The organism is Sporomusa sp. GT1 (assembly GCF_014634905.1).
GTDB lineage: Bacteria > Bacillota > Negativicutes > Sporomusales > Sporomusaceae > Sporomusa > Sporomusa sphaeroides.
Map to the genome: position 1 here is coordinate 1 of NZ_BMBX01000018.1, position 25,340 is coordinate 25,340.

A 25,340-nucleotide genomic window follows, 5' to 3' on the forward strand; every position below is an offset into this window, starting at 1 on the left:
TCTGTCATTCGAAAGAAGTAAGGCCCCTTGTAGACGACAAGGTAGATAGGCCAGATGTGGAAGTGGAGCAATCCATGTAGCTGACTGGTACTAATAGGCCGAGGACTTGACTTAAATACCTCGTTTGCACAAGTGCAAACATTTGATAGAATCTAATTGCGTAATCTTTCTTCTGTGAAGTTTTCAGGGAATACTAGGATTAGGAGGTTCCGCGCTCCGCTTGGAACTAAGCGATTCACGCAAGTTCTAGCGTCGCTAACGCTCCTAATAACTTGGTTCTCTGCTTATCAGGGAATACTAATAAAGTATTTGCCATAATCCAGTGACGATAGCTGTGGGGCTCCACCTGTTCCCATCCCGAACACAGTAGTTAAGCCCATAAACGCCGAAGGTACTTGGCTGGAAACGGCCTGGGAGATTAGGAAGTTGCTGGTTGTAAAAAGCACTCATGAAAATGAGTGCTTTTTACTTTGTATATAAGCTAAAGGTGTAAATTGTTACATGCGAAAATATATAAATAATATGTTCTGCCTGGCTCTGTAATGATTTCTGTGAGGGGAAGGCTTGTGCGGCAGTAGCTTTTTATATAAATAATTCTTGACAGTGGTTTACAGCCTATGTTAATATAACTCATAAACTTAATATAGTATTTTTCATCAAGAGTTGGCTGAGGGACTGGCCCTATGAAGCCGCGGCAACCATCGCAGATGCGAAACGGTGCCAATTCCTGCAACCCGCAAGGGGCTGGCAGATGAGAATAGCATAGTGTGTGTATTATGCCTCTTCTTCTGCGAAGAGGTTTTTTGTTTTTAAGGATGTTCGTTCGTTATCGCTCAGAACTAAGTGACTCACACAAGTTTTTGCGTTGCTAACGCTCCTAAAGACTTGGTTCACTACTTAAAGGAGGAAAACATACAAGCATGATTACGTTAACCGGGTTACAGAAGATATATCAGGGAGAGGCGGGACCGGTAGAGGCTCTTGATAATGTATCTCTTACCATCGAACAAGGTGAGATTTACGGGATTATCGGTAAAAGCGGTGCAGGCAAAAGCACACTTATCCGTTGTATCAATCTTTTAGAACGGCCGACTGCAGGTAAGGTAATTGTTGATGGTCAGGATATGACTGCGTTATCTGAGACTCAGTTACGCGAAGCCCGCAAGAGTATTGGCATGATATTTCAGCATTTTAATTTGCTTTCTTCGCGTACTGTTCTTGAGAATATAGCTTTTCCGCTGGAACTTGGCGGTATCAGTCGCGCTGAGCGGGAGAAGCTGGTTTTGCCACTGCTTGATTTGGTTGGTCTTGCTGATAAGAAGGACGTATATCCTGCTCAGCTCAGCGGCGGACAGAAACAGCGGGTAGGCATTGCCCGGGCATTAGCCAGTCAGCCTAAAGTGCTTTTGTGTGATGAAGCAACATCAGCGTTAGACCCGCAGACAACCGAATCCATTTTGGCGCTGCTTAAAGACATTAACCGGAAACTGGGACTTACCATTGTCCTGATAACTCATGAAATGCATGTCATTAAAGCTATCTGCGACCAAGTGGCCGTGATTGAAGGCGGTCAGCTTGTGGAAACAGGCAAGGTTTTTGATGTGTTTACCAGGCCGCAATCGGATACTGCCCGGGAATTTATTAAGGCTGTTATCAATAACAAGGTGCCGGAAGCGTTGAGCCGATTGCTGTCAGAGGAACCGGTAGCCGGCGGTAATGTTGTCGTAAGACTTTCTTTCTTTGGCGCGGCCACCAATGAGCCGGTTATAGCCGGTTTAATCAGGCGGTTTGCTGTTGATGCCAATATTATTTCAGGCAATATTGATCATCTGCAGGACACTCCATATGGTACGCTACTCATTGAATTGTCCGGTGAACCGGAGGATGTCAAAAATGCATTAAAATATTTACAAGCACGTGATTTAGGAACAGAGGTGATTGGTTATGTCGCAAGACATGCTTATGTTGCTGGTTGAGGCATTGGGTGAGACATTATATATGGTTGCGGTTTCTTCGCTGGTATCGGCAATCCTGGGGATTCCGCTTGGGGTTATATTGGTCATAACCGGTAAAGGACATATTAAAGAGCAGCCGGTGTTGAACCAGACGTTAGGAGCTATTATAAATGCTGCAAGGTCAACTCCGTTTATTATTTTAATGGTAGCCATCATCCCGTTTACCCGGCTTATTGTCGGTACATCTATTGGCACAAATGCTGCTATTGTGCCGCTTACTATTGCCGCCGCCCCCTTTGTTGCCCGTATTGTCGAATCGGCTCTCAAAGAAGTAGATGCAGGACTTATTGAGGCGGCACAAGCGATGGGAGCATCACCCAGCCAGATTATATTGAAGGTACTCATTCCGGAAGCTATGCCGTCCATTGTTTTGGGGCTGACGCTGACAGTTATTAGCCTTATTGGTTACTCTGCGATGGCAGGGGCGATTGGTGGCGGTGGTTTGGGGGATTTGGCCATCCGCTACGGTTATCAGCGGTTTAGAGCTGATGTTATGTTAGCAACAGTAGTCATTCTTATTGCTTTGGTACAAATGGTTCAGTCAAGTGGCGATTACTTTGCTCACAAATTAAATAAAAGATAATGTAAGTCTGTAATCAAATGGCCTGCAAAGGTGTTACTGTATTAGTTGGGAGGTATTTATAGTGCAAAATGTTATTCAGAGTATGGGCGAAGGCGGCTACGCCTCAGCTAAAGCCAGACAGTTTACCGAATCAGTAATCAGGGAAATGAGCCGGATTGCCGCGGCCCATAATGCCATTAATTTGGCACAGGGCTTTCCCGATTTCCCGGCCCCGGAAGCCATTAAGCAGGCTGCTGTAAAGGCTGTTATGGAAGACCACAATCAATACGCGGTAACCTGGGGAACGAAAGGGTTGCGTGATGCCATTGCCGCCAAAGTGGAGCGGGATTATGGCGTCACCATCGATCCGGAACGTCAACTGACTGTGTGTTGCGGTGCTACGGAAGGCATGATCGCCACGCTATTGGCTACTGTCAATCCTGGGGATGAAGTTATTATCTTTGAACCGTTTTATGAAAACTACGGAGCTGACGTAATTTTATGTGGGGCTGTGCCCAAATATGTCAGCTTGACCCCACCGGAATTTAACTTTAACCGTGAGGAACTGATTGCTGCATTTTCCGATAAAACCAAAGCGATTATTATTAATACTCCCAACAATCCTACAGGTAAAGTATTTAACCGCGAGGAATTGGAACTGATTGCCAAACTGTGTATCAAACATGATGTACTTGCTATTAATGACGAGATTTATGAACATATTTTATATGACAATACCAAACATATTCCGCTATGGACTTTGCCGGGAATGGCGGAGCGTACAATTGCGGTAAACAGCGTTTCAAAGACCTTTAGTGTTACCGGCTGGCGGATTGGGTATGTTCAGGCTTCTGCTGAGATTACCGCCTCTGTCCGGAAGGTGCATGACTTTCTTACAGTAGGCGCCGCTGCTCCGCTACAGGTGGCCGCCGCCGCCGCCTTTACTTTTGGCGCAGAATACTATGAAGAGCTATCCGGTTTCTACCGTGAACGCCGCGACTATTTGCTTACCGCTTTAGAGAAGGTTGGTTTTACTTGCGTAAGACCACAGGGCGCTTATTATATTATGGCTGATATTACCCCGTTCGGCTGGGATGATGACGTTGCTTTTGCTAAATATATGGCCAGCGAGATTGGGGTTGCTGTTGTTCCGGGTTCGAGTTTCTTCCGGGCGGAAAGCACAGCCGGTAAAAAACTGATTAGGTTCTGTTTCTGCAAAAAGTTTGAAACCTTAAGCGCTGCTGCTGAACGGTTGCAGAAGCTTATAAGCAGATAAGCAGAGAGCCAAGTTTTTAGGAGTGATAGCGACGCGGAAACTAGTGCGAATCGCTTAGTTCTGAGCGGTAGCGATAAGCAGAGAGCCAAGTTTTTAGGAGTGATAGCGACGCAGAAACATGTGCGAATCGCTTAGTTCTGAGCGGTAGCGAAGAACCTCATCATAACACAAGGAGAGATAAAAATGAAAAAATATATAAAACAAATTGCATTAGCTGCTATTTTAACCTTATCAGTGGCCGGGCTGGCCGGCTGCGGCAAGCAAGCGACGGCTCCGGCAGCAGATAAGCCGCTAAAAGTGGGCGTGACCGCCGGTCCGCATGCTGAAGTTATGGATGTTGTCAAAAAAATCGCGGAAAAAGAAGGCTTAAAAATTGAAGTCGTTGAATTTAACGACTATGTTCAGCCCAATGTGGCATTACATCAAGGTGATATTGATGCCAACAGCTTTCAGCACCAGCCATACCTTGACAATATGGTGCAAGACCGTAAATATGATATGGTATCGGTAGCTAAAACAGTTATATTCCCGATGGGCATTTATTCTAAAAAAGTCAAAGCCATCAGCGAACTTAAGCCAGGCGCAACCATTGCTATTCCCAATGATCCCACTAATGGCGGGCGTGCCTTGCTGCTGCTGGAACAACAGGGGCTAATCAAGCTTAAAGCCGGTGCCGGGCTTAAGGCGGCTGCGGCTGATATTGCCGAGAATCCCAAGAACTTTAAGATTAAAGAACTGGATGCCGCTCAAGTACCGCGGTCGCTGGAAGATGTAGATCTGGCAGCCGTTAATACCAATTATGCCATGACTGCCGGTTTGGTTCCAAATAAGGATGCCCTGGCGATGGAAGACGGCAACTCGCCTTATGCCAATATTATTGCGGTTAAGTCTAAAGATAAAGACAATCCGGCGATAGCTAAGCTTATTAAAGTATACCAGTCCGAAGAAGTTAAGAAATTTATTGAAGAGCACTTTAAAAGCTCGGTAATAGCAGCTTGGTAATCGATTAAGCAAATGTAAAAACCACGGTAAATGAAGGGAACAAGCTTACTTCAATTGACCGTGGTTTTTTTATTACAGATGGCGTATGACAATAGCCTGGCATATACAAAAAACTCTTGACAAATAATGATGAAAGCTATACAATTTGGCTAAATAACAAAATAGTCTGTCAAATATTTAAAAACTATATAAAAATTCAACTTGGGTAAACCAAGTAAATTTTTTCGAAAAAATACGAAACGATCGTTTCGTATAGTGAAACAAAAATGTTTTCCCTGTTTCGCGTAAAGCGGGACAATAAGTATATTTTCGAAGGAGAGGATATCTATGGCAAAGGTAAAAATTACAATTCCACAATGTAAGGCAATGAAGGGCAAGGAAAAAAAGTTCACAATGATCACCGCTTATGATGTTTTACTGGCTTCTGTAATTGAAAAAACTCCGATTGAAATGATTCTGGTGGGTGATTCGCTGGGGATGACGGTATTGGGATATGACAGTACTGTACCGGTTACGATGGAGGATATTATTCATCACACCAAACCTGTGGTCAAAGGAGCACCAAATACTTTTGTTGTTGGGGACATGCCGTTTGGCTCTTACAATACGGGAATTGAAGACGCTGCCCGTAATGCTAACCGCATTATGAAAGAAGGCGGTGCAGATGCCATTAAACTGGAAGGCGGCAAAAATGTTGCACACATCGTAGAAGCATTGGTGAAGGGCGGCATTCCGGTTATGGGTCATATTGGCCTGACACCGCAAACCGCAGGTCAATTGGGCGGCTTTAAGGTCCAGGGCAAAGATGCGGAGGCTGCAAAGCAATTAATCGAAGATGCAAAAGCGCTTGAGCAGGCCGGTGCTTTTGCCATCGTATTGGAATGCATACCTGCACCGGTAGCTAAACGAATTACAGAGGAACTGTCCATTCCTACTATGGGAATCGGAGCAGGACCCTATTGTGACGCGCAGGTGCTGGTTACTCAGGATTTACTGGGAATGTTCGACCGGTTTGTACCTAAGATGGTAAAACAATATGCCAAGCTCAATGCGCAAATGGTAGATGCACTAAATTCCTTTTATCAGGAAACTCAGGCTGGCGTTTTCCCCGGACCGGAACACTCTTTTGGTATGGCAGAGGAAGATTTAAAGAATTTGTATTAAGCAAACCAGACGGTTTAGTGATGTGATTTGTCAGCCCAAATTCCACGATAAGAATAACAGCGGCTTACCGCTTATCGCCAGATTGCGTAAGCCAAGTTTCTTTATGCGTAGTTTAATCCTGTTGCGGTGACAGACTGGAAAGTAAGAAGAGCCATATTGGAATATATAGTTAGACAACCTGGCTTAAAAATGGTGGGCAGCAGGTATCAAATTATACATGAGTGTAGTTGAGCAAAACCAATTTAAAGCAAGGAAATGGAGGAAAACAATAAATGGCGTTTTTAGAAAAAATTGCTATGACAATTACAAAATTATTTCCCGTATGGCTTATCTTCTTTTCCGGTCTGGCGTTTTTGTATCCGGATACAATCAAACATCAGGGACCGCTGGTAACTTATCTGCTGGGAACTATCATGCTGGGGATGGGGCTGTCCATGTCGGTAGATGACTTTAAGCTGGTATTATCCAGACCTAAAGATGTTATTATCGGTATTGTACTCCGGTATTTAATTATGCCAACAGTAGGCTGGGGTGTTGCAAAGCTGCTGGGCTTGCCTCCCGCCCTGGCTGCCGGACTTATCCTGGTGGGCTGCTGTCCCAGTGGTACGGCTTCTAATGTAATGAGTTTTCTGGCAAAAGCCGATACGGCTTTGTCTGTGACAGTTTCCAGTTTTAATATTATTTTGGCACCGCTTTTGCTGCCTGCTACCTTTATGTTGCTTGCCGGAGCGGAAGTTCATGTCAGTGCACAGGCTATGTTTTTGGATGTAGTAAAAATTGTACTGGGGCCAGTTGTATTGGGAATGGTATTGCGTGGTTTGTTTAGCAGCTTTGTTGACCGCATCATGAAGATTGTCCCGGTAATTTCGGTAATTGCAATTATTTGGGCTATTGCAATTGTAGTTGCGATGAGCGCCTCCAAGCTGGTAACAGTCGCTCTTATTGCATTTGCGGCTGTTGCAATGCATAATGCTCTGGGTTTGCTTTTAGGTTATGGAGCTTCGAAGGCTCTTGGTATGGGGGAACGTCAGGCAAGAGCTATTACTTTTGAAATTGGCATTGAAATGTCCGGACTGGCAGTTGTGCTGGCGATAGCCCATTTAGAACCGCTGGCCGCCGTTCCGGGTGCAATCTTTAGTGTATGGCATAATTTCACCGGCTCTATTATTGCAGGTTATTGGGCAAATAATCCGCCTACCGATGGTTCTTTACCAGATTCAACCGGCGTGTAATTTGCCGTAAGGGTTGAGATTAAGTCTATAATTGGCACCAAACATTAATTAACATGCTAAAAACCTGTTATAGCGAGCGAACGTTGTTCTTTAATACAGAACATGTTCGCTCGTTACCCCAAGTGGGAGAATTTAACGGGTTATGCCGGCAGGCTTGACAACAGTCAGAGCGGATTATGGCAGTATATCCGGATTTCTGTGAAAGAGTGGACCAACGGGGCTGAGAAACCGGAAATATGGCGGAAAACGATAAATTACTTTGGCAGGAAGAGGTGTTATAGTATGAAGATTACGGTGGTGGGCGCCGGAGCTATTGGTGGTTTGTTTGGCTCTTTTCTCTGTAAAAGCGGTGAAGAAGTGACTTTTGTTGATATTAACCGGGAGCATGTAGCGGCGATTCAAGCGGCAGGACTGATTATCGAAAGGCAAAGCGGTACCGAAGTACTTACAGTAAAAGCCACTACCAATATCGAAGAGGCCGGTACGCCGGATTTGATTATTTTTTCGGTTAAAGCCTATGATAATCAGCAAGCGGCTGAGGATTGCCTGAAAATCGTCGGGCCTGATACCATTGTACTTACTGTGCAAAATGGGGTAGGAAACGTCGAGACGCTATCTGCCGTACTGGGCGCCGGCCGTATTATCGCCGGTACGACGGCTTTCGGTTGCACTGTCCTGGGACCAGGCAGAATTAAACCCAGTGAAACCGGATCAATCTCAATTGGCGAATTGGATGGCCGGATAACTCCGCGTTTGGAAAGGGTAGTTGCCGCCTTTACTAAGGCAGGGGTTGAAATGCATACAAGTCAGAATGTCGACAGTCTGATCTGGACAAAGCTGCTGGTCAATGTAGGCATTAATCCGCTTGGCGCCATTACCCTGCTGACAAACGGGCAATTGCTGGAGCACGAGGAAACAAAAAGTCTTCAGGCTGCTGCGGTGGCGGAAGGTGCGGCTGTAGCTAAGGCTAAAGGAATTGAATTCATGACGGAGAATATTCTGGAACATGTACGGGGGGTTGCTAGGGGAACCTATAATAACAAAGCCTCTATGCGGCAAGATGTGGAACGCGGCTCCCGGACAGAGGTACTTGCCATTAATGGTGCAATTGTGGCAGAAGGACAGAAACTAGGTATTCCCACACCGGTAAACGAGACATTGACTAAGCTGGTCAAGGCTATTGAAAAACGGGGAAAAATTTAAAGACCTCAGCAGGTCTTTGCCTTTGCGCAAAACCCCGGATTAAGTTAGGCAGGAACTCATTCCTATGGGAGGAATAACAATTTATCCGATGACTAACCCGCTCTAAGACTCTCGCTTCTGCAAGCGGGAGTTAAGAGCGGCTAAGTCCCTGGATAATTCCGGCTAAGATTCAGATGGGGTTAAAACCCCATCTGAATCAAGTTTCCATTTATAAATAAAGTGAAAGAGGGAATGGTATGCGCTTTCCCAGAATGGCATTAGTAAAGCAAAGTTCAGATATACCTGTTATTGAAGACGTGGTAACAGTGGTCAGGCAGGAAATAGCGGCCTTGAACCTGAAGCTGCCCGGCCAAGCCCGCATTGCCATTGCTGTAGGCAGCAGGGGAATTTCCAATCATGCCTTGGTGGTAAAAACCATAGCAGATGAACTGAAAGCCCTGGGTACCAAACCTTTTATTGTTCCGGCAATGGGCAGTCATGGCAGTGCCACCGCCGAAGGGCAGATAATGGTTCTTGAAACACTGGGAATAACCGAAAAAAACATGGGTGTGCCTATCTGTTCCTCTATGGAGGTAGTGCAGCTTGGAACCACCGCAACCGGTATTCCTGTCCTGATTGATAAAATTGCCGTTGAATCTGACGGTATTGTTTTGGTGCACCGGGTTAAAGCGCACACTGATTTTGACGGAGCTATTGAAAGCGGGATGATGAAACTCATTACCATTGGCCTTGGAAATCATCAAGGTGCGCAAATGGCGCACCGGTTTGCCGTACAGCGCGGCTTCAATCAGGTGATACCGGTGGTGGCGCGATTTGTTTTGCAAAAGGCACCGGTGTTGTTCGGTCTGGGTTTGGTAGAGAATTTTTATCATAAAACAGCTATTATTAAAGCAGCAAAACCGGACCAATTGGAAGAAACCGAGAAAGAGTTATTGCGGGAAGCAAAAAAAATGATGGCCCGGATTCCTTTTGTTACGCTAGACGTAGTTATTGTTCAGGAAATCGGCAAAAAGATATCCGGCACAGGCATGGACACCAATGTAGTCGGCAGGATGTATAATGTGGCTGAACCGGAAGCTGAATTTCCTAAATACACGCGGATTGTGGCGCTGGATTTGGCGGAGGATACTTATGGCAATGCAGTGGGTATTGGCATGGCTGATTTAACAACCCGCCGGCTGGTGGATAAAATTGATTATAAGGCCACGGCCATTAATTGTCTGGCTGGTTCGGTCCCGGAAAAAGGCAGGGTGCCGATTACGATGGAATCCGATAAGGACGCAATTACTGCTGCACTTATGCTTTGCGGGCCGGTAACGCAGGAAAATGCCAGAATGGTCTGGATAAAAAATACGCTGGAGTTAGAAAAATTCTATATTTCCGAAGCGCTGCTGCCTGAGATTCGCGGCAATCCTAATATTGAGGTTATCGCCGGTTTGGCGATGCTGCCATTTGCGGCTGATGGTAATTTATCCTGGAAACTACCTGCTGTCAGTATGCCATAATATAGTAATATTTGACAGAAAATAAACTGTACTATAAAATTGAATAGAAATCATACTCTTCGGCAAGCCGCTTTTTCGACGCAGTTGAGAGGGTTTTAATATTTTTATTCAGGAGAGAGCCTAGGATGAATGATTCCTCAATGGTAGTACATTCTGTCGAGAAGGCACTGACTATTTTAGAAACCTTGAGCAGGGTTGAGGAAATGGGTGTCAGCGAACTGAGCAGAGAACTTGGTTTGGGAAAGGCAACCGTTTACCGGATACTTACTACGCTGCGGCTTCACGGTTATGTTGAACAAACAGCTTCAGAAAAGTATAAACTTAATTTCAAGTTATTTGAGATAGGCAATAGAGTAGTTAATAAAATCGGGATTCGCAAAACGGCTCATCCCTATCTGGAACAAATGGCTGCGGTTACCAAGGAGACAGTAAACCTGGCGGTTCTGGATAACTATACGGTGATGTATATTGACCGGATTGAGAGCCGCGAACCGCTGCGGATTGGACTGGATGTCGGAACGCGGTTCCCGGCTTTTTGTACTGCCTTAGGGCTTGCCATGCTTGCCTTCATGAGCCCTGCTGCCGTAGATAGACTGCTTGACCAGACCCTACAAGCAGGTCAATTTACGAAACATACTCCCAATACGGTTACTGATCTTAGTGTAATTAAGCAGCAATTGACGATAATTAGAGAACAAGGCTACTCGATTGACGACGAATATTATTTACCCGGTATTCGCGGTCTGGCGGCACCGATTTTTGATCATTCCGGGAAGGTCAGGGCCGCTATCAGTGTTGCCGGCCCGGCTATACGGATAACCGATGAAGTAATTGCCAGTTTTTTCCCATTAGTAAAGGAAAGTGCCCGCAATATCTCTATGCTGCTGGGCCATTCTGGTTAGCGGTGGAGTGAGCCGGTTGTTCCAGAGTGGGACAAATACCATCTCTGCAAGCCTGTGTCCAGCCGGCAAGAAGCAGTCATAAATTCCGAATAAAATCGGTATTTAGTGACTGCTTTTTAATAAGTATATGTTGATTGTGCTGTGAAGTTAATTTGAAAGGAGAATAAATATTGGCTGCTGGAAAAAATGTATTTTCGGAAATACAAACTAAACGTCTATTGCTTCGGAAGATGGAAATTACAGATGCGTCTGTCTTATATGAATACTGGTCTGATAAAGACGTTACCAGATATATGAATATACTTGGGTTTGAGAGTATAAAGCAAGCAGAAGACATGATCGGTTTGTTAAACTCTCTCGCAGACAGCGAAAAAGCTTTTCGCTGGAGTATAGTATGTAAAGGCAGCAAACAAATTCTGGGTACTTGCGGATTTAATAATTGGGATAAAGAAAATCAGCGGGCCGAGATTGGCTATGAACTGGGAAAGCAGCATTGGGGTCAAGGGTTTATGACAGAGGCATTGGCAGGACTCATTTCCCATGGTTTTGGAATAATGGCACTTAATCGTATTCAGGCACTTGTTGAGCCAGAAAATACAGTATCCCGAAAGGTTTTAATGAAGCTTGGGTTTCAGGAAGAAGGTCTTCTTCGGCAGTATGAGCAAGTAAAAGGCAATTTTATCGATTTAATGATGTATTCTATATTAAAAAATAATAGTGGATTGGTATAAAAATCGGCTACTGAACAATATAAGTGTCAGTGGGGATGGGGTTATTGATAAGTGTAGTGCTTATTTTTAGCAACCTCGTTTTTTTGTTTTCAGAATGCTGTCCATTAGCAGCAGGGAGTAAATGTTTGACTTTTCCTGGAGCAGGAATTTACTTTTCATGGGGCGAAAATCCTTTCAAAGCTATTGTTTTTTGCGCACTTTTATCCAATGACTAACTTGCGTTAACACTTCCGGCTTTCCTGCGTTTTTGGGGCATAAAAGCAGGAGGTTATGTCCCTAGTTGGGCGGTTAACTATTGATTAAAGGGAGAAACCATGAGAATTTTACATACAGCCGACTGGCATTTCGGCAAGACAATTGAAGGACGGGACAGACTGGCCGAGCAGGTGGCTTTTGTTGAGGAACTGTGCGGTATTTGCGTTGAGGAGCGCATTGATCTTGTGCTGGTGGCCGGGGATGTATTTCAGAGCCCCAATCCCAGCGCGGCAGCCGAAGAGTTATTTTACTATGCGGTTGACCGTCTGGCAGACCATGGCAGGCGCGGCGTCGTCATTGTGGCTGGTAATCATGATAATCCGGACAGACTGTGCGCCGCAGCGCCATTGGCCGGACGGTTGGGCATAACTCTGGCAGGCTTGCCGAAAGAAGAGCTTGGGCCAACCTCGCCCGGTGCAGGGCGGGTATACCGGGTTGACGGCGGCCAGGCCTGGCTGGAGCTGGCTGTGCCGGGAGTAGGGCATACTGCCGTTATCGCGGCCTTGCCTTACCCTTCGGAAGGGCGGTTGAAGGAACTGGTAGCGCAATCGCTTGAGGATAAAGATTTGCGCCAGGGCTATAACGACCGGCTGGCCGGATTGTTCGGGGCGCTTAATGCCAGATACAGGCCGGATACAGTCAACTTGGCTGTCAGCCATCTGTATGTGCGTGGCGGCATTGAGTCAGATTCTGAGCAGCAGATTCAAGTAGGCGGCGTATATGCCGTCGACCCGCTGATTTTCCCGGCAAATGCCCAATATATTGCCTTGGGGCATTTGCATCGGCCGCAATATGTGGGTGGTACTCCGGCACCTTGCCGTTATGCCGGTTCGCCGCTGGCCTATAGTTTTTCCGAGACCGGTTATGCTAAGTCGGTAACCATTATTGAAGCTTTGCCGGGGAAAGATGTCAATATCCGCGAAATGCCTGTTGCGTCAGGGCGGCCGCTGGTCCGGTGGCGGGCGGCCGGTGGTCTGGCTGAGGTGCGGCAGTGGGTTGCCGACGGGCGGGACCGTGATGCCTGGATTGAGGTGGAACTGGAAATTGTTAAGGCGCTGGCCTTGGATGAAATCCAGGAGCTCAGGGCCATGCACCCCGGGTTTGTTACTATCCGCCCGGTGTTTAATTTACAGGAGGACAGGACGGGGCAGGAACCGGCCAGACTGAACAGTATGCCGCTCAATGAGCTGTTTATCCGGTTTTATGAACGGCAAAACGGTGGACTCAGACCGGATGATAAACTGGTGGAAATGTTTCTGGAGTTAAGCCAAAGTATTCTGTCAGAGGATGCCGCTGACAACGAAGGCCATGACAGCGGGGAGGCGGCAGGATGAAACCGATAGCACTCAAAATTGCCGGACTGCATAGTTTCCGCGAAGAACAGGAGATCCCGTTTGACAAACTGAGTGAATTGGGCGTGTTTGGTATTTTTGGCCCGACAGGCAGCGGCAAATCGTCTATTCTTGATGCCATGACGCTGGCTTTGTACGGTACGGTGGTCAGAGCCGGGCGGCGCACCCAGGGAATTTTAAATCATGCGGAAAAGCATGTAAAAGTATCACTGACCTTTTCGCTGGGGCAGGGAACGGCCCGTCATGTCTACCGGGTCGAACGGCGGTATGTCCGCAAAGACCAGTTAGCTGTCGGCAATACTCATAGCCGCCTTGTGGTGGTAACAGCTACCGGCGAAGAAGTGCTTGCCGATAAGGAGCGTGAGGTTACCGAACAGGTAACACAGCTGCTTGGCCTGCGGGAAGAAGACTTTACCAAAGCGGTAGTATTGCCGCAGGGAAAGTTTGCCGAATTTCTCAACTTGGGCGGCAAAGAGCGGCGCGAGATGCTGCAACGGCTGTTCTCGCTGGAACAATACGGCAATATATTGATAAAAAAAGTAAATGACCGGTTTGCCACTGCCGAAACAGGCTATATTGAAGTGGAAAGTGAACAGAAAGGGCTGGGGGATGCCTCGCCGGCGGCAGTGGCGCAGGTGTTGGCCATGCTGGCAGCAGCCAGGCAGGCGGAGGAAGCGGCAGTAAGGCGGCATCAGGCGGCGCAGCAGCAATATACAGAGGCCAAAGAGGTAACTGCGCTGCAGCAGGAGCTGATCCAAAAACAGGCAGAGCTTGCTGCGCACCGGCAGCGGGACCAGGAAATCAAAGCGGCGGCAACTGCCCTCGAAATGGCGGAAAAGGCCGGGCGGGCAGCACTTATATGGGAAGAATTAGCAGCCAGTGACGCCTGTGAGCAGGCTGCGGCCAAAAGTAAACAACAGATAACCGGGCAAGTCACCCGGCTGACGGCAGACACTGAGAAGCTGCAGGCTGTGTATGCGGCGGCCCGGGAGAAGCGCCTGCAGCAGGAACCCAGGCTGATTGAGCGGAAGGCGAAATTAGAGGCTGCTATCAGTTTGGAGGCAGAGGCAGCCAAGCTGGCTCAGGCTGCAGCGGACTTAGAGCAGCAGCTGCTGGCGCGGCAGGCTGCCTGCCAGGCAGCCTGTCTGGCGGTAAAACAACAAACTAAGCGCAGCGAAGAACTGACAGCCGGTATCAAAAACCTTGAACAACAACAGGCAGCGGCCAGTATCGGTGCCGAACTGCGGCTGCAGGCGCAAGCCTGCCAGGAGGCAGCGTATGTATTGCAGCAGCAGCTGGTGTCAGCCGACAAGATTAAGCAAGCCGGGGTGTTGCGGAAACAGCACTGCGATGACGCGCAGACGGCCGCGAAACAAGCGGCAGAACAACTGTGCCAGGCGGAGCGTAAGCTTAATGAGCTGGAAGCTGCCGAGGCGAAAGCTGCTGAAGAACAGCTGCAGGCGGCAGCCGCTCAGCTTGACCTGCTGGTAACAGGTGAAAAGCAGGCCGCAGCCGCCCGGCTGGCTGGTGAACTGAAGGAAGGCACTCCCTGCCCGGTATGCGGCTCGACAGCCCATCCGCAGCTGGTCAGTGTTGCCGCCGCTACAAGCCAGGTTAACTTTGAACAGGAAATAGCAGCCGCGAAAGAACATATCGCCAAGCTGACGCAAAGTCTGGCCGAAGCCGGTAAAGCCGTGGCGGCTGAGCGTCAGAACCTGAATCAGGCCCGGACAGCGGCAGCTACGTTGAGTCAGCAGGTTGTGAGCGCGTTGGCCGAATTGGATACGGTGAGAGATGAATACCGGGAGGTGCGGGAGCAGGTTGCCGCCGCCCGGGAACAACTGGTCAAAGCCCTGCAGGCTGCAGGCAAACTGATAGCCGGTGACGCAGCCATTAGCACGGTAATTGCGCAGGTATCCGAACTAAACGAATACATTACCGAGCAGGACCGGTTAGCTGAAACCCTGGTGAAACAGCTAATCAGCCACCGGCAGGATTATGAAGCTTGTCAGACTGAGATCACCCGCTGGCAGCGTGCAGCTCAAAGCGAGGAAGCAGAATTGGCAGCCCTGACGGCACGCCTGACCAGCCTTAACGAGCTGCTGGCCGCCAAAAGACAGGAGCTCTATGCGGTTACCGGGGGAATACCGGCCAGCCAGCTGTTAGCCCGGGCCGGGCAGGAATTAGAGACGGTTCGCCGGGAAGAGCGGCTGGCAGAGGAAAGCTATAACAACGCCGCGGCGGCTTTGGCCGAAGCCGGACAGGCCTGTATCCGCGCCGATACCAGCTGGCAGGAGGCCGCCGGACGGCGGGACATGCTGAAAATACGGTTTGATACCAAGTTGGCAGAAGAGGGATTTACTGATGCTGCGGCTATGACTGCCGCTCTTATGCCGGAGGCTGACCAGGAAAAGTACCGGAGTTTGCTCAAAACCTATGCGGAAGCCGGGCAATGGCTGACCGCCCAGAGTGAGCAACTGGCCGGCAGGCTTAAGGGACGAAGTATAACTGAGACCGAATGGGAGCTGGTGAACCGGCAGGCTGCCGCAGCCGAAGCAGACAAAAATGCTGCTACCGAACAGCGGGTCGAAGCCGACAAAGAGTATCGTGACCTGTCGGCAAAACACCAGCGGTGGTCGGAGCTGGAAACCGCCAGACTTGAACTTAAAGACCGCAGGGATTGTTTGCAGGCGCTGAAGACCTTGCTGCGCGGCAATGTGTTTATTGAATTTTTAGCCCAGGAACAGATGGAACTGGTGGCCAGGCAAGCCTCAGACCGTCTTAAGCAGATTACCCAGCACCGGTATGCGTTGGAAATGAGTTCTGACGGCGGCTTTCTGATTAGAGACGACGCCAATGGCGGGGTAAGACGTCCGGTTAGCACACTGTCGGGTGGTGAAACCTTCCAGGCCTCGCTGGCACTGGCCTTGGCGTTATCGGTGCAGATTCAGCTCAAGGGCAAATATCCGCTGGAGTTTTTCTTTCTGGATGAAGGCTTTGGTTCGCTTGATCAATATGCGCTGGATGTTGCCATGTCGACACTGGAAAAATTGCATATGGAGCGCCTGACCATTGGCGTTATTAGCCATGTGGCCGAGCTAAAACAGCGTATGCCCCGCCGTTTGCTGGTTGAACCGGCAGAACCGGCCGGACGCGGCAGCCGGGTTCATCTGGAAGAGGCATAAAGCAGGCTTGGCACAGGTTGGTCGGCGAATTAATTATCGTGAATTGGATGGAGGTTAGTTGTGCACAGTAAACGCTTACTTATGATGTTTTTTCTGGTGTATTTTCTGATAGCAGCAACAGGCTGCAGCGCCGCCCCGGATTTGTCCGGGCAGGCGGCAGAAAAGCCGGCCCCTGCTCCGGCCCTAGCTCCGGTGCGGCTGGGCATTGATAATATTGACAGACACCTCACTGTTTTTCAGGGAAAGCGGGTGGGGCTTATCACCAATCAGACAGGGATGACCAGCGATTTTCAGAGCAGTATTGATGTGCTTAAAGCCAAGACCAACCTTGTTGCCCTATTTTCACCTGAACATGGGATTCGAGGGGCTATACCTGCCGGGGCCGCTGTTGGCAGCTATCTGGATGAAGCTACCGGTGTGACGGTCTACAGCCTGTATGGCCAAACCAAGAAACCAACCGCTGCCATGCTGGACAATATCGATGTCCTGGCCTTTGATATGCAGGATATTGGCGCCAGGTTCTACACCTATATGTTTACCATGGCCTATGCCATGCAAAGCGCCAAAGAACAGGGCAAGACCTTTGTTGTGTTTGACCGTCCTAATCCAACCGGCGGTGAAGCGGTGGAAGGCAATATTATTCAGCCGGGGTATGAATCCTTTATCGGCCTATATCCCATTCCGGCCCGCCATGGCCTGACAATCGGCGAAATGGCCCGCCTGATGAACAGTGAGTACAATATTCATTGCGATTTGGTGGTAATTCCGATGACAGGCTGGCAGCGTAGGATGCACTTTGACGATACCGGGCTGCCCTGGGTTATGACATCCCCCAATGTTCCGACACCGGATACTGCCCTGGTGTACAGCGGTACGGGAATTTTTGGCGGTACCAATATATCGGAAGGTATTGGCACTACCCGGCCCTTTGAGCTTGTCGGCGCACCCTGGCTTAATGCCGCCGCATTGGCGGAACGCATGAATGCCGCAGGTTTGCCGGGGGTAGCCTTCCGGCCGGTGTATTTTACACCAAGACAGGCCGAGGTCAAATACACTGGCAGACTGTGCGGCGGGGTGCAGCTGCATGTGACTGACAGGCAGGCCTTTCTCCCGGTGCGGACAGGTCTGACTCTGCTGTATGTAATCAAGGATATGAGCGGCGGCAAGTTTGCGTTTACTTTGCCGTCCACTGCCGCTACGGCGACCATCGACCTTTATACGGGTGACAGCCGTGTGCGGAACGAAGTGCCTGTGGCTGAAATATTACATGACTGGGATGAGGCTGCCGCGCGGTTTAAAGCACTGTCTAAACAATATTATCTTTATAATTAACCAATCCAGAAATTGGCTCCTGGCTGTACTGTTTAAGGTACGGCCAGGAGCCAGTTGTATTTATCGCACCTGTCGGACTTTGCTGTCGGTTTGGCGGTTGGCATATTTTTTGCAATATATTTTTCTATACATATTAGCTGAAGGATAGATTTACCATGACAATCATGGAAAAAATTGTACCGTTTACTAAGAAGAACGCACGTAAAGGAGAGAAGGTACTCATGAACAAGGTTCTATTAATTGGCTGTGAAGTTTTGAAAACGCAAATTGAAAGGCAGGGAAAGATACCTGCCGATGCGGTTTATCTGGAACAGCTGCTCCACCGGACGCCGGATAAGCTGCGGCAGGAATTGCAGCAGCTGATTGACCGATCCGGACGATATCAGACCCTGCTGTTTGCATATGGGTTATGCAGCAACGCGATTATTGGCCTGCGGGGGGCTTCCGGCCAGCGCCTGATTATTCCCCGCTCGGATGATTGTATCGGTCTGGTGTTGGGCTCACGGCAAAGATATCTTGATGAATTCCGCAAGAACAGCGGCACCTATTATTTTACTGCCGGCTGGGTGGATGGCGCACCGGATCCGTTGAAGGAGTATTGGAAAAATATTGAGCAATATGGCGAAGAAGATTCTCGCTGGATTGCCGAGGAAACCCTAAAGCACTATACCCGGGCCTTGTTTATACAAACCGGTGACGACCGGGACCGGTTCGCGGCTGCTTATGTCCGGCAGTTTGCCGACTTTTTCCGGCTGCGGTATGAGGAAATTGCCGGGAGCGACACTTACCTGCGAAAACTGATCTACGGTCCCTGGGAGGATGACTTTGTTATTGTAGAAAATGGCGCTGTTATTACCAGCGAGCTGTTTGCTGATCCAGACTAACCCGGACGCAGCGTCTTATGAGCGGCGCGTGACGCAACTGGCTGTCGCTAAGGCGCGCCTGTTTACTTTACACTTGCAGGCCGGCCGAGGCTGGTTTGGAATTCCCGGTATCAAAGAGAGCCGTGTCGAAACTCGGATTCGGCACGGCTCTCAATACTTCTTACAGATTGCGGATTTCTTCCAGGCGTTTGCCTTTTGTCTCTACGCCGAAGATAAGCGTCACCGTGCCGCCGATTATAAAAATCGCCGCACCGAGATTAAACAAACCGCTGTTTCCTATGTACGGCAACAGCAGGCCGAAAAGTGTCGGTGCAATCAGCGAACCCATTCTGCCAGCCGAGGAAGTTGTACCGCAGCCGGTGGAACGGATTCTTGTCGGGAATACTTCTGAGGCATAGGTGTAAATGAGCGACCACATACCGAACATGAAGAACTGCATGCAGCAGCCGAAGACAAACAGCTCGGTAAGCGTTTGTGACTGTCCGTAAAAATAGCAAAATACCGCCGCGAGGATTAAATACGAAAAGATCATTTTTTTGCGGCCGAATATTTCCACGAAATAAGTCGCGCACAGGTAGCCTGGTATGGCGGGTAAATACATCAGCAGGACGAAACCACTGGATTTAACCACACTGAACCCGGCATTTACCAGCAGGGCCGAAATCCAGGTATTTAAACCGTAAAAGCCAAACAATACACAGAACCAGAGCGTCCAAAGGGTCAGTGTCTTCTTAATCTGGTCAGGCTCAAACAATTGGGCCAGTTTGGATTTACCGGAGTAATCCCTTTCGTCGACAATCGGTTCCGGGATGGCCGGCAAGGGTTTGCCGGTTACTTTAATGACCTGGGCTTCCATAGTTTCGACAATGGCCTTTGCCTTGTCCAACTGCCCTACCGATTCATGCCAGCGGGCTGATTCCGGAATCTTGTATATTACCATGAACACACAAAGTCCGCCCAGCGCTTGGATCAAGAAAACGTATCGCCAGTCGACATACATCAACGCTACCCAGGAAATGAGGCCGGCTAAGATACAGGCCAGCGGGAAGCCGCCCTCCATAAGACAGATGGCGCGTCCCCGGCTATTGGCGGGGAAAAGCTCCGACAGCATGGACTGTGTCATCGGGAACTGAGCGCCCATTCCCAGGCCCAGGAAAAACCGGAAAATCCAAAAGAAAGTGATGTTTGGGCTCCAGGCCAGTCCCAGACTGGCTAAGCTCCAAATAAAGATGGATATCACCAGCATTTTTTTGCGGCCGAATTTATCGCCCAGGTAGCCGGACAAACTGGCACCGAAGAACATGCCCAGGTAGGTGGATGAAGCGACAAGACCTTTGCTTGTAGATGTAAAGGTAAATTCATTTCCGATGGAAGCTAATACAAAAGTCGCCGTTCCCAATCCAACAGAACCTAATATCCAGCATATTTCATGCAGAAGCCACAGTTTCCACTGAACCGAACATAGCGGCAGTCTGTCTAGACGTCCGGCTATGTTGTTTTCGAACCGTTCCCCCATGGTTTACTCCTCCTCGCAGTATTCAAGTTGTTTCGAATCAGTTGGCTGTACCCAGTGCGTAACGGTGAAAGCAGTTTTGGTTCCAATCCAGACGACCACCATCCATTAAAATCCTACTTTTCACTAAAGCAATTTTCGTGCCAACACATTTGTTCTGTCGGTAAACAAAACGGGAATTACCGCAGGGAGATACCGTGCTTTTTTGCTTTTCGCATAAAGGCCGACTGACTTAGGCCCAGCAGAGAAGCGCTCTTTCGAGTGCTGTTGGTACTTTTGTAGGTTGCGAGAAGGAGTTCTTTTTCTTTTTGGTCTAAAATTTCCTGTAAGGGTATGGCAATAGTACCATCGTTATTGCCGGAATTTCCTTTGATTTCATAAAAGCTTGCCAACGGAATCTCAGAAGATGTGCTGGTAATGAGCAAGCGTTCCACGGTATTCTCCAGTTCCCGGATATTGCCGGGCCAGTGGTAGTCCAGAAAGGCGTTGAGTACCAGGGGCTGGAAGAATTTGTTCATGCTGTATTCCCTGTTGAGCTTTTTGATAAAATGCAGTGTCAGCGCCAAGATGTCTTCCGGCCTTTCACGCAAAGGCGGAATCAGGATAGGAATAACGTTCAGCCGGTAATAGAGGTCCTCCCGAAAGGTTTTTTTCTTTACCATGTCCTCTAAAATCCGGTTAGTGGCGGCAATAATGCGTACATCAACATGAATCGGTTTGTTGCCGCCGATACGCATGATTTTTTTATCCTGGATGGCTTTGAGAACCTTGACCTGCATATCGCCGGGCAAATCGCCGATTTCATCCAGGAATAAGGTGCTCTTGTCGGCAAGCTCAAATATTCCCGGCTTTCCCCCTTTGCTGGCGCCGGTAAATGCGCCGGCCTCATAGCCGAAAAGCTCCGATTCAAAGAGGTTGGGAGGAATGGAGCCGCAATTAATTTCCATCATAGGCTTGGCATTGCGTTTGCTTGACTGATGAATTAAATTGGCAAAGACACCTTTGCCTACACCGGATTCACCCAGCAGCAAAATGGTGGAATTGGACGGCGCCACCCGCATTGCCAGCTCGACAATATGCCGCATTTTGGCGTTTTCGGTGTGGAAATTCAATATGTTGGGGGACATAACTTCGTTGAGCTTTTTTAAATAATCCTGTTGCAGCCGTTTGCTTTCTGAAAGCTGCTCTTTCAAATTTCTCAGTTCGGTTACGTCGCGTACATTGCACAGAACGCAAATGACTTCTCCAGTGCGCCCAAACACTGGGGTTCCTGTGAGCAGCATATCTTTACCGTTCCGGAAGTCGACAATGGACATGGTTTCTTTCCTGTCAACAACCATAGGCGACAGGCCCTGGTGAATTAACCCGTTTTCCACCAGCGTGTCAATATGCACATTTATATAGTCCTGTTTGCGGATATTGGCCATTGCCTCATAGGATTTATTGGTCTGGCGGACAATACCCTTGGCGTCAACGATAATGATTCCATCGGCCACGGCGTCAATGATTTCCTGGGTCAGGGCGAAAATATTCTCGTCCCAGTTGGACCAACTCTCCCAGGCTTCGGACAAATGCCACAAAATAGTGATATTTACTTTGTTTTTCGCCGGACGGAACGGAAAAATGAACATTTCATAACAGTGGTTGTTGGGAAGGGTGCAGCGCAGGGACTGTTCCGTGCCGTCGGTTATAACGGTGTCAAAGATTTCTGAGATATGCAGGCTTTCTAAAAAAGCAATCATGCCAGCCGTATCCCCGAAAATCAATTCGGCTTTTTTATTCCAATAGAGAATTTGTTTTTCTTCAGAGATTGTCACAATGATAGTTTCTTTATTATCTGTAACACGTTTCACCTGATGTAATATCTCCACACAAGCCCCTCCATTTGGCAAAATTATTGAAATATTTAAACTTTGCGATTCGTTATCGACTCAATCGATAGTGCTTAATTCCTTTTAAAGTATACAGGTTTTTCAAGTCAGCGCCAATTGATATCACGGTAATGCGAATCGTAAATGACTCTATATTGTTTTCCGCTGCTTTAAAGTGTAGATAAAAGCATTTTGGTAGTACTAATACCGCGCGAACTGCCAGTATTTTCGGCTGACATTGATTCGAAAACAACTCATAATCGCCGTACTGTCGGGCAGAACAATGACAATATTGTTAAAAAATTTTGAATTTTAATATTTTTTAGGAATACGGGGAACGCAGTCAGGAGGATTTCCGGCTGCAGCTTCAAATTATGGCATGCTTGCCATCCGGCTAAGTGGTTTTCAGTATTTCCCAACTATATACATAAGCAACGACCATGCCATTCTATTCAAGTAGATAAACTATTATTTTTTGAAGATTGGCATAAATGTTGCATAGGCATAAACCGAATCCATCATCCAATCCAGAAAGCATTAAAATCCGGAATGAAGATCCACAAAACAGTAGTCTGGTGCCGGCTTGTCCCAGCGGGTGAAAGCAGCAAAAAAAAGGTATATTTTCTGCTGATGCACGAATGCTCCGTAACAACATTAGGAGGAGATGATAGTAAGCGATGATTATTATTGGTGAAAAAATAAATGGTTCTATTCCCGCCGTAGCCAAGGCCATCGAAGGGAAGGATGCGGATTTTATCCGGAACCTTGCAACAATACAGGCCAATGCCGGGGCCGCGTTTATCGACGTGTGCGCGTCGGTCGATAACCAGATCGAGCTTGAAACTATGCAATGGCTTATCGGGCTGGTGCAGGAAGTTACCGATACACCCATTGCCATTGACAGTCCTGATGTCCGTATTTGTGCCGCGGCGATGAAGTTCTGCAACAAGCCTGGCCTTATTAATTCGGTATCCATGGAAGGTGACAAGATTGAGGTCATCTTTCCGTTAATTGCCGATACAAAATGGGAATGTGCCGCACTCTTATGCGACGACACCGGGCTGCCCCAGAATGCGGAAAAGCGGCTGGCTGTATTTGCCGCCATCATGGAAAAAGCGCAAGCCTACCGTATTGCTCCAAACCGCCTGCATATTGATCCTCTGGTACAAATGCTCTGCACCTCGGAAGACGGGATCAACACCGTTACAGAAGTAATTAAAGCCATCAAAGCGCAATATCCGGATATTCATGTTACCGGTGGCGGCAGCAATATTTCCTTTAATCTGCCTGCCAGAAAACTGGTCAATCAGGCTTTTCTCGTCCTGGCAATGAACGCGGGCATGGACAGTGCGATCATTGATCCGCTGAATCGGGATCTGATGGGGATGATTTATGCTACCGAAGCACTGCTGGGCATGGATGAATACTGTATGGAATACATAGGAGCCTACCGGGAAAACAAATTCGGGCAGCAAAAATAACAAATAGATTTTATTAAACCAGGAGGAATGCAACATGTCAAAAATTCAGGAAATCGTAACCGCGGTTGCAAGCGGCAAAATGAAACTGGTTGGCGGCCTTGTCGAGGAAGCGTTGGCGGAAGGTATTGCCGCCACTGATATTTTGAACGACGGCCTGATTGCCGCGATGGGAATTGTAGGCGATCAGTTTAAGGCCGGAGACATCTATGTTCCGGAAATGCTGGTGGCTGCCAGAGCAATGAAAAAGGGTGTGGATACGCTCAAACCCCATCTTGCTGGCGGAGCTGCGGCTACTCTGGGGAAATTCATCATCGGTACGGTCGAAGGCGATTTGCATGATATCGGCAAAAATCTTGTGGGCATGATGCTGGAGGGTTCTGGCTTTGAAGTGATTGACTTAGGCGTTGATGTTCCGGCGGCAAAATTTGTTGATACCATAAAAGCGAACCCGGATTGCCGGATTGTCGGCCTGACCGCCCTGCTTACCACCACAATGCCGGCTCTGCAAGCCTCTGTCAGTGCTATTGCAGCAGCCGGACTTAAAAGCCAGGTTAAGATTATTATCGGCGGCGCGCCGATAACTCAGGCATTTGCCGATAAAATCGGTGCCGACGGTTATGCGGAAAATGCAGCTTCGGCCGCAAGCCTTTCCAAAGAGCTTATCGCGTAACCGGATAAAGCAGCACCAGCCAAATATATAAGGGAGGGGTTATAGTATGAATTCTCGTGAGAGACTGCAAATGGCTCTGAATCATCAGGAACCGGACCGTATACCACTCGATTTAGGCTCAGGCCATGCGTGTAAGTTTACAAAATATTTTTATAAGAAGCTGTTGGATTACTTTGGTCTGAAAGAAGACAATTTGGAAATTGCTCAAAAACCTTACCAACTGGTTTATGCGTCAGATAAGGTAATGGATTTGCTTGGCTGCGATGTCCGTAATGCCAGGGTAAAATATGTGAAAGAGCATGTAAGCCCGTATGTGCGGGAATGGGAAGATGAAAAGTACACGTATTTCACCAATGATTTTGGTACCACCTACCGTATGCCTCACAAGCAAAGCCTCTACTACGACCTGTACGACACTGCCCTGGGCAAAGCGGAAGATGAGGAAGACGACGCCAAGTATATCTGGCCTTGTCCCAACCGCCTGGTGCCTGGTACGAGAAAAGAGCTTGAGGATTACCGCACGGCGGGCTTTCTGACAACAACCTGCCAGGTGTTTGGCAATGGTTTTTTGCAAACCGGGCCGTTGGTCTACGGTTATGAAAATTGGCTTGCTATGCTGGTGGCCGAACCGGAGCGTTGCGAGGCCTTTATTGACAAGCTCTACCAAAAGAAAATCGAATGGTACGGTTATCTGTTTGACGAATATGACGGACTGCTTGACGTAACCGCGGAAGCCGACGACTTCGGCACCCAGCGCGGAACCTTCTGTTCACCGAAAGTACTGCGGGAACTGATTTTCCCCTATCACAAAAAGCTCAATGAATTTATAAAAAAATCACAGCCTGGTATTAAAACCACACTGCACACCTGCGGTTCGGTATATGAGGTAATCGGGGACATTATCGAAGCCGGCTATGATTGCCTGAACCCGGTGCAGATTGCCGCCACCAATATGGAGCCTGAGCGCCTGAAGAAAGAATTCGGGAAGGTAATTACCTTTTGGGGCGGTGGCATCAATACGCAGGCAACCCTGCCGAACGGAACCCCTGAACAAGTCCGGGAAGAGACCAAGCGGAATATCGACTTGTTCGCTCCAGGCGGCGGCTTTGTCTTCTCGCCGGTGCACAATATTCAGGACGATGTGCCTATTGAAAATTTCATTGCTATGTGGGAAACGTTCCAGGCCAATTGCAAATACTGATCAT

At 48.4% G+C, this 25,340-nt stretch carries 19 protein-coding genes, 2 rRNA genes and 1 riboswitch; of the genes, 19 read left to right on the forward strand and 2 right to left on the reverse strand.

Features of this window, described 5'->3' with window-relative positions:
* The 16 genes from GT1_RS16670 to GT1_RS16745 all read left to right on the forward strand — a co-directional run.
* Positions 1–114 (forward strand): 23S ribosomal RNA (locus GT1_RS16670); the annotation flags it as partial.
* 204 nt (positions 115–318) lie between these two features.
* Positions 319–435, forward strand: a 5S ribosomal RNA gene (rrf, locus tag GT1_RS16675).
* A 215-nt stretch (positions 436–650) separates the two neighbouring features.
* Positions 651–758, forward strand: a riboswitch (SAM riboswitch).
* A gap of 162 nt (positions 759–920) precedes the next feature.
* A complete protein-coding gene (locus GT1_RS16680) occupies positions 921–1,976 on the forward strand; it encodes a methionine ABC transporter ATP-binding protein (RefSeq protein WP_075752076.1) in 1,056 nt (351 codons plus the stop codon).
* A complete protein-coding gene (locus tag GT1_RS16685) occupies positions 1,945–2,598 on the forward strand; it encodes a methionine ABC transporter permease (RefSeq protein WP_075752078.1) in 654 nt (217 codons plus the stop codon). The genes GT1_RS16680 and GT1_RS16685 overlap by 32 nt, the downstream gene beginning before the upstream one ends.
* Before the next feature lie 58 nt (positions 2,599–2,656).
* Positions 2,657–3,853 carry a pyridoxal phosphate-dependent aminotransferase gene (locus GT1_RS16690; RefSeq protein WP_373325898.1) on the forward strand — a complete coding sequence of 399 codons (1,197 nt, stop codon included), beginning with the start codon at positions 2,657–2,659 and terminating at the stop codon, positions 3,851–3,853.
* A 183-nt stretch (positions 3,854–4,036) separates the two neighbouring features.
* On the forward strand, positions 4,037–4,855 hold the full coding sequence (locus GT1_RS16695; RefSeq protein ID WP_188399665.1) for a MetQ/NlpA family ABC transporter substrate-binding protein: 819 nt from the start codon (positions 4,037–4,039) through the stop codon (positions 4,853–4,855).
* 327 nt (positions 4,856–5,182) lie between these two features.
* Positions 5,183–6,019, forward strand: a complete 837-nt coding sequence (gene panB, locus GT1_RS16700) for a 3-methyl-2-oxobutanoate hydroxymethyltransferase (RefSeq protein ID WP_188399666.1) — start codon at positions 5,183–5,185, stop codon at positions 6,017–6,019.
* A gap of 272 nt (positions 6,020–6,291) precedes the next feature.
* Positions 6,292–7,251, forward strand: coding sequence for a bile acid:sodium symporter family protein (locus GT1_RS16705; RefSeq protein ID WP_188399667.1), 960 nt, complete (start codon positions 6,292–6,294; stop codon positions 7,249–7,251).
* A gap of 282 nt (positions 7,252–7,533) precedes the next feature.
* Complete coding sequence (locus GT1_RS16710) at positions 7,534–8,454, forward strand: ketopantoate reductase family protein (protein ID WP_075752086.1); 921 nt, start codon at positions 7,534–7,536, stop codon at positions 8,452–8,454.
* 236 nt (positions 8,455–8,690) lie between these two features.
* Positions 8,691–9,959, forward strand: a complete 1,269-nt coding sequence (locus tag GT1_RS16715) for a lactate racemase domain-containing protein (RefSeq protein ID WP_075752088.1) — start codon at positions 8,691–8,693, stop codon at positions 9,957–9,959.
* 125 nt (positions 9,960–10,084) lie between these two features.
* A complete protein-coding gene (locus GT1_RS16720; RefSeq protein WP_075752090.1) occupies positions 10,085–10,861 on the forward strand; it encodes an IclR family transcriptional regulator in 777 nt (258 codons plus the stop codon).
* 170 nt (positions 10,862–11,031) lie between these two features.
* Complete coding sequence (locus GT1_RS16725) at positions 11,032–11,592, forward strand: GNAT family N-acetyltransferase (RefSeq protein ID WP_198930876.1); 561 nt, start codon at positions 11,032–11,034, stop codon at positions 11,590–11,592.
* 314 nt (positions 11,593–11,906) lie between these two features.
* Positions 11,907–13,181: an exonuclease SbcCD subunit D gene (locus GT1_RS16730; RefSeq protein WP_075752092.1), complete on the forward strand. Its 1,275-nt coding sequence runs from the start codon at positions 11,907–11,909 to the stop codon at positions 13,179–13,181.
* Positions 13,178–16,384 carry an AAA family ATPase gene (locus GT1_RS16735; RefSeq protein WP_188399668.1) on the forward strand — a complete coding sequence of 1,069 codons (3,207 nt, stop codon included), beginning with the start codon at positions 13,178–13,180 and terminating at the stop codon, positions 16,382–16,384. Before GT1_RS16730 ends, GT1_RS16735 begins: the two co-directional genes overlap by 4 nt.
* A gap of 60 nt (positions 16,385–16,444) precedes the next feature.
* Positions 16,445–17,716 (forward strand): exo-beta-N-acetylmuramidase NamZ domain-containing protein, encoded by a 1,272-nt coding sequence (locus GT1_RS16740; RefSeq protein WP_223226324.1) that lies wholly within the window; start codon positions 16,445–16,447, stop codon positions 17,714–17,716.
* 221 nt (positions 17,717–17,937) lie between these two features.
* Positions 17,938–18,600: a DUF1638 domain-containing protein gene (locus GT1_RS16745; protein ID WP_075752096.1), complete on the forward strand. Its 663-nt coding sequence runs from the start codon at positions 17,938–17,940 to the stop codon at positions 18,598–18,600.
* A 160-nt stretch (positions 18,601–18,760) separates the two neighbouring features.
* On the opposite strand, the gene GT1_RS16750 is transcribed toward GT1_RS16745, so the two are convergent.
* On the reverse strand, positions 18,761–20,116 hold the full coding sequence (locus tag GT1_RS16750; protein ID WP_075752098.1) for an MFS transporter: 1,356 nt from the start codon (positions 20,114–20,116) through the stop codon (positions 18,761–18,763).
* 176 nt (positions 20,117–20,292) lie between these two features.
* Positions 20,293–21,984: a sigma-54-dependent Fis family transcriptional regulator gene (locus GT1_RS16755; RefSeq protein WP_075752100.1), complete on the reverse strand. Its 1,692-nt coding sequence runs from the start codon at positions 21,982–21,984 to the stop codon at positions 20,293–20,295.
* A 677-nt stretch (positions 21,985–22,661) separates the two neighbouring features.
* Here GT1_RS16755 and GT1_RS16760 point away from each other — a divergent pair.
* From GT1_RS16760 to GT1_RS16770, 3 genes are read left to right on the forward strand one after another with little or no spacing between them, the layout of a single operon-like run.
* On the forward strand, positions 22,662–23,465 hold the full coding sequence (locus tag GT1_RS16760; protein WP_075752102.1) for a methyltetrahydrofolate cobalamin methyltransferase: 804 nt from the start codon (positions 22,662–22,664) through the stop codon (positions 23,463–23,465).
* 34 nt (positions 23,466–23,499) lie between these two features.
* Positions 23,500–24,135 (forward strand): corrinoid protein, encoded by a 636-nt coding sequence (locus GT1_RS16765; RefSeq protein WP_075752104.1) that lies wholly within the window; start codon positions 23,500–23,502, stop codon positions 24,133–24,135.
* Between the two features lie 46 nt (positions 24,136–24,181).
* Positions 24,182–25,336: a uroporphyrinogen decarboxylase family protein gene (locus tag GT1_RS16770; RefSeq protein WP_075752106.1), complete on the forward strand. Its 1,155-nt coding sequence runs from the start codon at positions 24,182–24,184 to the stop codon at positions 25,334–25,336.
* Positions 25,337–25,340: the final 4 nt, after the last annotated feature.

What these genes read in the sequence shown, in the direction of transcription:
- GT1_RS16735 (WP_188399668.1), top strand. Translation starts at nt 13,178, where the DNA reads ATGAAACCGATAGCACTCAAAATTGCCGGACTGCATAGTTTCCGCGAA.
- GT1_RS16730 (WP_075752092.1), top strand. Translation starts at nt 11,907, where the DNA reads ATGAGAATTTTACATACAGCCGACTGGCATTTCGGCAAGACAATTGAA.
- GT1_RS16680 (WP_075752076.1), top strand. Translation starts at nt 921, where the DNA reads ATGATTACGTTAACCGGGTTACAGAAGATATATCAGGGAGAGGCGGGA.
- GT1_RS16765 (WP_075752104.1), top strand. Translation starts at nt 23,500, where the DNA reads ATGTCAAAAATTCAGGAAATCGTAACCGCGGTTGCAAGCGGCAAAATG.
- GT1_RS16685 (WP_075752078.1), top strand. Translation starts at nt 1,945, where the DNA reads ATGTCGCAAGACATGCTTATGTTGCTGGTTGAGGCATTGGGTGAGACA.
- GT1_RS16710 (WP_075752086.1), top strand. Translation starts at nt 7,534, where the DNA reads ATGAAGATTACGGTGGTGGGCGCCGGAGCTATTGGTGGTTTGTTTGGC.
- GT1_RS16705 (WP_188399667.1), top strand. Translation starts at nt 6,292, where the DNA reads ATGGCGTTTTTAGAAAAAATTGCTATGACAATTACAAAATTATTTCCC.
- GT1_RS16715 (WP_075752088.1), top strand. Translation starts at nt 8,691, where the DNA reads ATGCGCTTTCCCAGAATGGCATTAGTAAAGCAAAGTTCAGATATACCT.
- panB (WP_188399666.1), top strand. Translation starts at nt 5,183, where the DNA reads ATGGCAAAGGTAAAAATTACAATTCCACAATGTAAGGCAATGAAGGGC.
- GT1_RS16750 (WP_075752098.1), bottom strand. Translation starts at nt 20,116, where the DNA reads ATGGGGGAACGGTTCGAAAACAACATAGCCGGACGTCTAGACAGACTG.
- GT1_RS16695 (WP_188399665.1), top strand. Translation starts at nt 4,037, where the DNA reads ATGAAAAAATATATAAAACAAATTGCATTAGCTGCTATTTTAACCTTA.
- GT1_RS16720 (WP_075752090.1), top strand. Translation starts at nt 10,085, where the DNA reads ATGAATGATTCCTCAATGGTAGTACATTCTGTCGAGAAGGCACTGACT.
- GT1_RS16745 (WP_075752096.1), top strand. Translation starts at nt 17,938, where the DNA reads ATGAACAAGGTTCTATTAATTGGCTGTGAAGTTTTGAAAACGCAAATT.
- GT1_RS16760 (WP_075752102.1), top strand. Translation starts at nt 22,662, where the DNA reads ATGATTATTATTGGTGAAAAAATAAATGGTTCTATTCCCGCCGTAGCC.
- GT1_RS16770 (WP_075752106.1), top strand. Translation starts at nt 24,182, where the DNA reads ATGAATTCTCGTGAGAGACTGCAAATGGCTCTGAATCATCAGGAACCG.